Annotated in this window: 8 protein-coding genes; 4 read left to right on the plus strand and 4 right to left on the minus strand. The window is 62.1% G+C overall.

Annotated features, from left to right (window positions below):
- Positions 1 to 137: 137 nt before the first annotated feature.
- A complete protein-coding gene (locus tag AC5ZGW_RS45085; protein WP_245475212.1) occupies positions 138 to 242 on the plus strand; it encodes a hypothetical protein in 105 nt (34 codons plus the stop codon).
- Positions 243 to 429: 187 nt separating this feature from the next.
- Here AC5ZGW_RS45085 and AC5ZGW_RS45090 read toward each other — a convergent pair whose 3' ends face one another.
- From AC5ZGW_RS45090 to AC5ZGW_RS45100, 3 genes are all read right to left on the minus strand, one after another.
- Positions 430 to 1,677, minus strand: a complete 1,248-nt coding sequence (locus tag AC5ZGW_RS45090) for a glycosyltransferase (RefSeq protein WP_130231683.1) — start codon at positions 1,675 to 1,677, stop codon at positions 430 to 432.
- Between the two features lie 604 nt (positions 1,678 to 2,281).
- Entirely contained in the window at positions 2,282 to 2,707 is a 426-nt protein-coding gene (locus AC5ZGW_RS45095) for a DUF302 domain-containing protein (RefSeq protein WP_165435642.1), read from the minus strand.
- A 14-nt stretch (positions 2,708 to 2,721) separates the two neighbouring features.
- On the minus strand, positions 2,722 to 3,087 hold the full coding sequence (locus AC5ZGW_RS45100) for a carboxymuconolactone decarboxylase family protein (protein WP_130231687.1): 366 nt from the start codon (positions 3,085 to 3,087) through the stop codon (positions 2,722 to 2,724).
- Between the two features lie 178 nt (positions 3,088 to 3,265).
- Here AC5ZGW_RS45100 and tnpA point away from each other — a divergent pair, with 178 nt between their 5' ends.
- The 3 genes from tnpA to tnpC all read left to right on the plus strand — a co-directional run bounded on the left by tnpA (position 3,266) and on the right by tnpC (position 5,566).
- Positions 3,266 to 3,574, plus strand: coding sequence for an IS66-like element accessory protein TnpA (tnpA, locus tag AC5ZGW_RS45105; RefSeq protein ID WP_456645019.1), 309 nt, complete (start codon positions 3,266 to 3,268; stop codon positions 3,572 to 3,574).
- Positions 3,571 to 3,918 carry an IS66 family insertion sequence element accessory protein TnpB gene (gene tnpB, locus AC5ZGW_RS45110; protein WP_474419625.1) on the plus strand — a complete coding sequence of 116 codons (348 nt, stop codon included), beginning with the start codon at positions 3,571 to 3,573 and terminating at the stop codon, positions 3,916 to 3,918. The genes tnpA and tnpB overlap by 4 nt, the downstream gene beginning before the upstream one ends.
- A gap of 73 nt (positions 3,919 to 3,991) precedes the next feature.
- On the plus strand, positions 3,992 to 5,566 hold the full coding sequence (tnpC, locus tag AC5ZGW_RS45115) for an IS66 family transposase (protein ID WP_130231820.1): 1,575 nt from the start codon (positions 3,992 to 3,994) through the stop codon (positions 5,564 to 5,566).
- Between the two features lie 12 nt (positions 5,567 to 5,578).
- On the opposite strand, the gene AC5ZGW_RS45120 is transcribed toward tnpC, so the two are convergent.
- Positions 5,579 to 6,226 (minus strand): glutathione S-transferase family protein, encoded by a 648-nt coding sequence (locus AC5ZGW_RS45120; protein WP_130231818.1) that lies wholly within the window; start codon positions 6,224 to 6,226, stop codon positions 5,579 to 5,581.
- Positions 6,227 to 6,390: the final 164 nt, after the last annotated feature.

The following is a 6,390-nucleotide window of genomic DNA, read 5'->3' on the forward strand; positions in this document are numbered from 1 at the left end:
AAGGCTTCCTCCTAAAAGAAAGCCTTGAATCACGTTCCGTCTGATTTGAGAATCCCAAGAGTCCACACAGCCTAGGACTCCTCAATCGGCGCGTTCTTATTGCGGGAGGAGGAATCGGCGGACTGACGCTGGCATTGTTGCTGCATCAGCTGGGCGTTCCTTGCACCGTCTTCGAGGCCGCCACGGAAGTCGGGGAGCGCGGCGTGGGCATGATATCCCCCCACACAGCGCCCGCGTGCTAATGTTGCTCGGCTTTTCCGATGTCGGAGGTGGGGGTGCCCAAGGGCTGCACAGTCGCCGGCATCATGTCGATTCCAAAAGTCGGCAGCGCGGACAAAAGTCCGAGCAGCCAACTAAAGGCATAGGAGCCAGGGCTGATGCGCAATGGGTGATCACTGCCGCTCGGTTTTCGGGAGGCGATAAGGGGGCTTAGGCTGCGCGATGGCGGGGCTGGATTGCGACAACAGCCTCCATCTCCTGGACCAGTCCGGCGGTGCCGATGTCAGTTGCTATGGCGTCACCGAGCCGGCGCGCAGCTAGGCGAAATTGCGGCTTCAGGATCAGCTGCGCAGCTGCCGAAGCGATCTCCTCTACCGAAGCAGTCGGCGGCAGCCGTAGGCCGGCGCCCTTGGCCTCCACGCGGATGGCATTGTCGCCCTGATCGCGACCCATCGGGAGCACCAGGAGGGGAACGCCGTTAAGGAGCGCGCGGTTGACGGTGCCGTGACCTCCCTGGCTGATGACGAGCGAAACCTCCTGCATCACCGCATCGTGCGGTGCGCTTCGAAGCAAATGCACATTGTCCGGGGCCTCAAGGCTATTGACGTCCAGGTTCGGACCGGCAGTCGCAACGGCCTCGACGTCAAGCTGACCCATCGCATGGATGATCTTCTGCACCAGTTCGCCCTGTCCCTGAGCGCCGGTGCTGCCGGCGATCAGCACACGCGGCCGATCCGTCGACCACGGCGCGCGCCACGACCCGCACCAACTCGGCTGATCGAGCAGCGGGCCGACATAGCGCAGATTGGTTGGCAACCAGTCGGCCGGGAAATCGAATGCGCGGCTCATCGCGAGCAACACGCGCGCCGCCCTGTCGAACAGGTCGAGCACATGGGAAACGCCTGGCACGCCCATCCGCGCACAGACGGCGTTGAAGCTCGGCAGGAAGCTGTCGAAAAGCGCCACCATCTCCTGAGCGGCGGCGTCGACGTCAGTTCGCTGCTGCGCCGTCTTCGGCGCCGCGAGGCCGCTGGCGGCGGGCGGCACCCCGGCCAGCGGCCGAAGGCTGACATGCGGCGAGAGCAGGGCGATGGGCACGCCTGCGGCTTCTGCGCCGAGCACTGCGCCAAGCAACAAATCAATGCTGAGCACGGCATCTGTTGCAGCTCTGCTTATTTCTTCCTTTATGTCAGCCGCATAGTCGTGCGCTGGATCCGCCATGATGCGGCGAAACGCATCGCGCAAGCCGGAGACGTCCGCGGGGTCCGCTGCTCGTCCGGTCGGCGCACGGCGCCAGGTGGCAAAGTCAAAGTCAGCGGCCAAGACTTCGTCACGCATCGCCGGATCCGCCATCACCCTGACGTGATGTCCGCACTGCCGCAACTGGCGACCGGCGGTCAGCAGCGGATTGAGATTGCCGGAAGTACCCCACGATACCAGAAGAAAATCATACGACACGGTGCATCGTCTCCTTCTTCATTGCCAGACCATTCCGAGGCCATAGAGCGGTGGTGGGCGGCCATTTGACCCCGCGGACTCGCGTGGACCGAAACCGCTAAGCTCGTAATCTCGGCGGGCTTCGCTACCGCAGCATTTCGAAGGTGAAGGGAATGGTTACGCCTGTAATGGCGCACTTGCTGCCATAACCGGAACGCACTGGAAGCGTCCAATTCGGTCATTCCGAACCACCTCACGATCGACGTGGTTCTGACCAACCTGGTGCCGACCTCACCCGTACGCGGCGCGCACCGGCAAAGCTTCAAGCGAAATAGTAATCGCTACTTCCAGGAATGACTTTGGCCGCGACTCCAATAAGGGGTCGCGGCCTTTTTTTGTGCCCTATAAATCGTCCAAAACAGTCCTGAGTCTCGGGTTGCGCGACCTGGTCGAAAATTCCCGTGTCCCGTCGACGCGGACGGTTTTCAGGTGGACCGGACATTCGGCCGGACCGGCAGGTCGCAAATGGGCCAGAAGCAGATAAAGCGATCGAAACTTTCCGACCCGGGCGACGACGACCGCTTCTATAAGGAAGCGGACACGCCTTCGTAGGCCCCTCCAGCGATCAGCTCACCGCTCCGGCTATTCGCTCGCAGGTAGCGCTGAGTTCGCGCCCAAGCTGCGACAGCTCCGCGTTCTGGTATCGCGCGAAGTGGCACTCTGGATCCTGCCACCGCACGAATACTTGGCCCCCTGATCCGGCGATCACCGAGAACTTCAGAGGCACCTCGAGCAGCGCGGACGGATCCGCCGCTAGAAGTCGAGCCATGAAGCGCGGATGGAAGAATAGGATCTGCCTTGTCGGTCCGATCTGATAGTTGCTACGTTGAACCACAGCCTGAGCGTCAATCTCGTGCAACACGAGGATGTCCGCGGCTTCAATAGCCAATCGCAGGCCTTCCAGCACGTCATCGAACGCCAGTGAAGTAGTCCGGAGGCGTTGAAATGGCTCGTGGCGTTTTCCATTGTCCAGATAGTCGACGACGATCATTTGCGTCTCTTCGCTCATCGAACCTTTTCGGCTTCCTGCTCCACAAGAGCCTCATAGGCGTCGAAGGCGCGAGTGGTGTAAACGAGCGCGGCGGCAGCATTTACTGAGATGGCGATGCCCAGTACCTCCGCGATCTCCCCTTTCGTCGCGCCGGCTTTTTGGGCCGCGGCGGTATGGACGGTGATACAGCCATCGCATCGAAGAGTGATCGATACAGCCAGGCTAATGAGTTCCCGCATCTTGGCGTCCAACTTGCCGGTCTTGGCATTCGCGGCACCGAGCTGCACATAGCCGTTCACCGTGTCGGGGCTGAGTTTTCCGACGGCGTTGACGCCTAAGAAGATTTGCGCGCGATATTCAGTCCAATCAATCATGTGCATCGTACGTCTCCTAGGATTTCGTGTATCCGTCCGGTGAAGGCCGCCTTGCCGAATGAGGTGTGTTGTTGAGAACTGTCCTTATGGACAGTGATAGGCGCAGTGCCCAAGTCGAACGGCTTGAGGTGGTGGACACGGGCCGGCGGGGCGCTGGTCCGAGGACGAGAAGTTCAAGATCGTCCTGGAGAGCTTACAGGCGCCGCGCCAGGTCGCGGCAACGGCGCGGCGGTATGGCGTTTCGCGCTCATTGCTGCTGCGATGGCGGCGGTCGTTTCGGCCTGAGCCGAAGGATGTCGCCCAACCTGGCTTCGTACCGGCGATGGTGGTCGCGGAATCAGGGCCGACGCCTGGTCCGGTCGCGCCGGCCAGCAGCGGCGGGTCGATCGAGATCGAGTTTGCGGCCGGGGCTCGGATGCGGATCACGGGTACGGTCGACGCGGCGACGCTGAAGGCCGCCGTGGCGGCGCTGGCAGATGGACGCCTACGGTGATCCCGATTGCGTCGGGCGTACGGGTGTGGATTGCGACCGGCCACACCGATATGCGTCGCGGCATGAACTCGCTGGCCTTGCTGGTGCAGGAAGCATTCACGCGAGACCCGCACGGCGGCGACCTCTATGTGTTCCGTGGCAAAAGCGGCAAGCTGATCAAGATCCTTTGGCACGATGGACTGGGCATGTCGCTTTATGCCAAGCGGCTGGAGCGCGGCCGCTTCCTGTGGCCGTCGTCGACTGATGGCGTGGTGACAATCACCCCAGCCCAGCTTGGCTACCTGCTGGAAGGCATCGACTGGCGGCTGCCGCAACATACCTGGCGACCGCAGGCGGCTGGCTGATCGCTGGGATTTGAATCGGTGGCAGGATCAGCGGTTCGGACAGAGATCACGTCTTGTGATTCTCTGGTCGGCGATGGGCGCTGATGATTCTCTTCCCGACGATGTGACCACGCTGCAGGCGATGCTGCGCGCCGAGCGGGCGGCCCGGTTGGCCGCGGAGGCGGAAGCACAGGCGGGGACGTTGCTGATCGAGAAGCTCAAGCTCACGATCAAGAAGCTGCGGCATGAGCAGTTCGGACAGTCCTCCGAGCAAGGTGCATTGCTGGACCAGCTCGAGCTACAGCTCGCCGATCTGGAGGAGAACGCCGCGCAAGCCGAGACCGCGGCACAGATGGCAGCCGAGAAGATCGCGGTGCCATCGTTCGAGCGCCGCAAGCCAGCCCGCCGGCCGCTGCCGGAGCATTTGCCGCGGGAGCGCATTGTCTATCCGGTGCCTGCCACCTACCCATGCTGCGGCGACAGCCGATTGCGCAAGATTGGCGAGGACGTGACCGAGACGCTGGAGCTCGTTCCGCGCCAGTGGAAGGTGATCCAGCACGTGCGCGAGAAGCTCGTCTGCCGGGCCTGCGAAGCAATCACCCAGCCGCCGGCTCCCTCGCATCCGATTGCGCGCGGGCGTGCAGGGCCCCAGCTGCTGGCTCATGTTCTGTTTGCCAAGTACGGCCTGCATCTGCCGCTCAATCGTCAGAGCGACGTCTACCAGCGTGAAGGCATCGACCTCGACGTATCGACGCTCGCGGACTGGGTAGGTGCCGCCGCGGCAACCCTGATGCCTTTGGTCGACGCAATCCGGAGCCTCGTCTTCGCAGCCGAGCGCATCCACGCGGATGACACCACGGTGCCGGTCCTGGCCAAGGGCAAGACCCGGACCGGCCGGCTCTGGACCTACGTGCGCGACGATCGCCCGTTTGGCGGCCCAGATCCGCCAGCGGCTGTGTTCTTCTACTCGCCCGATCGTGGCGGTGCGCATCCGGAGGAGCATCTGGCGGGCTATGCCGGACTGATGCAGGCTGACGCCTACGCCGGCTTTGGGAGGCTCTACGAGGCCAATCGCAAGGGCGGTCCGATCATCGAGGCCGCGTGCTGGGCCCACGGCAGACGCAAGTTCTTTGATCTGGCACGGCTCACCAAGGCGCCGATCGCGGCCGAGGCGGTCAAGCGCATCGATGTCCTGTTCGCCATCGAGCGCGAGATCAACGGTCTTGCTACGAAGGAGCGCCTGCGTGTGCGCCAGGAGCGTAGCCGCCCACTGATCGTCGAGCTGGAGGCGTGGTTGCGCGAGCAGCGCGCCAAGCTCTCGAGGAACAACGACACGACCAAGGCGATCAATTACTGCCTCAGCCGCTGGGATGCATTTAGCCGCTTCCTTGATGACGGACGGCTTTGCATGTCGAACAATGCTGCCGAGCGTGAGCTACGGGCTGTCGCCGTGGGACGAAAAAATTGGACCTTCGCTGGGTCCGACGAGGGCGGCCGGCGTGCGGCTGCCATCTACACCCTCATCGCCACCGCCAAGCTCAATGACGTCGACCCGCAGGCTTGGCTTGCCGACGTGCTGGCGCGCCTACCGGATCATCCCGCCAAGCGCATCAACGAACTGCTGCCTTGGAATTGGAAAGTGCGAGGTGCCACATTAGCGGCTGCATGATCCATCGATCGCTCAGAGCCGCACGGGCAGCGAGTTGCCCACCGGCATCAGTTCATACGGCAGCTTCCACCCTGGTAACGACGCCACGCGCTCGCGCCATTTGTTGAGTGCGGGAAACGCCGCAGCAATATCGAAGCCAGTCTCCTCTGTGGGATAGTATACGTATCCAGCCAAAGAAAAATCCACAATAGTCGGGCGGTCGCCCAGCATGAAGCCGCGATTAGTAAGATGTTTGTCAACGATCGAGAAAGCGCCTTCGACCCTCGATCTCATATAGGCAAGCACAGTTGGATGCGCGGGCTCCGGCATCATTGACTGGAGAATCCGGTGCGCTGCAAAGTTGCCCGTAAATTTGTGGTTGTCGAACAGCAGCCAGCGCAAGGTCTCAAACTTTTCCTCCGCGCCAACAGGGCAGAACATGCCGTGAGTCTCCGCGAGCCATGTTAGGATCGCCCCCGACTGGCTCATCCGTCTACCGTCAAACTCGAGAACCGGAACTTCACCCATTCCGTTCATTGCGGTACGCCAAGCAGGGTCACGAGTCTGGCCGCCAGCGAAATCGACACCGATCGGCTCCCAGTCGAGCCCCGCACAATTAAGAAATAATGCGACTTTGAACGAATTGCCCGAAGCGCCGACGCAGTGCAGCCTATAAGCCATCCATCGCCTCCCGCGGCCCGCAGCGTAGTCGCTGGCTGCTGACAGCGTCATGTCAGCAGCTTTGTTACGTGAAACGGAATGATGGTGGCCTAGGTCGCGTGGACAGTTATCTTAGCCAGAGCAGAGTTGCGGCGATAGCGACGACAGCGAAGTAATTTCGTGCG

It is taken from the genome of Bradyrhizobium sp. Crot121 (genome assembly GCF_059512385.1).